Origin of the sequence: Tepidimonas fonticaldi, assembly GCF_007556755.1 — a bacterium.
Taxonomy (GTDB): domain Bacteria; phylum Pseudomonadota; class Gammaproteobacteria; order Burkholderiales; family Burkholderiaceae_C; genus Tepidimonas; species Tepidimonas fonticaldi.
Window position 1 is genome coordinate 1 of the sequence record NZ_VJOO01000078.1, and the last position, 880, is coordinate 880.

Sequence of the window (880 nt, forward strand, 5' to 3'; positions counted from 1 at the left end):
TGTCAGGCGACACCGTAAATTGACCCCCTAGCGACACGAGGAACTGACCCCCTCGTTCGCAAGGAGGCCATCGTTGGAAACGAAGCACATTGAGGTAGATCCTGTGCGCCGTGTGGTTTGCGGAGTGCAGGAGATGTTGGAGCCGGAAGCGATCACGACGATCGTTCGCTTGGGGCAGTCGGGGTGGGGCGCGAAGCGGATCGCCAAGACGTTGGGCATCGCGCGCAACACAGTGCGGCGGTATCTGAACGCGGGCGGGCCGGTGCCGTATAAGCGGCCACAGCGCACCGGCGTTTTGGTCGGTCATGAAGCATGGCTGCGGGAGCGCTTCCTGCAGCACCGGGGTAACTGCGACGTGGTGCGTCAGCAGTTGAGCAAGGAGCTTGGCATTGAAACGAGCCTGCGCACGGTCGAGCGCGCGTGCCGAGGGTTCCGCCAGGAACTCGAAGCGAGCCGCCGTGCGACGATCCGCTTCGAGACCGCGCCGGGTGAGCAAATGCAGATCGACTTTGGGCAGACGCGCGTGATGATCGGCGGCGAGTCGGTACGGGTGTTCCTCTTTGTGGCCACACTGGGCTACTCACGCAAGGGGTTTGCCTGCGCATTCCGCCACGAGCGCCAAAGCGCCTGGTTCGCTGGCATCGAGGCGGCGTTCGCCCACTTCGGCGGACGGCCGCAGACGCTCCTCATCGACAATGCCAAGGCACTGGTCGACAAGCACGACACGCCCACGCGCCAGGTTCGGCTCAACAGCCGCTTTGAGGCGTTCTGCCGCCACTGGGACATCGCAGCCCGGGCGTGCGCGCCGTTTCGCGCCCGCACCAAGGGCAAGACCGAGAACGGCGTGGGCTACGTGAAGAACAACGCCATCGCCGGTCAC

The 880-nt window shown here is 64.9% G+C and carries 1 protein-coding gene; it reads left to right on the forward strand.

The window, feature by feature from the left end:
- Positions 1-73: 73 nt before the first annotated feature.
- The coding region (istA, locus tag Tfont_RS14380) for an IS21 family transposase (protein ID WP_143969937.1) at positions 74-880 on the forward strand (807 nt) is incomplete at its 3' end.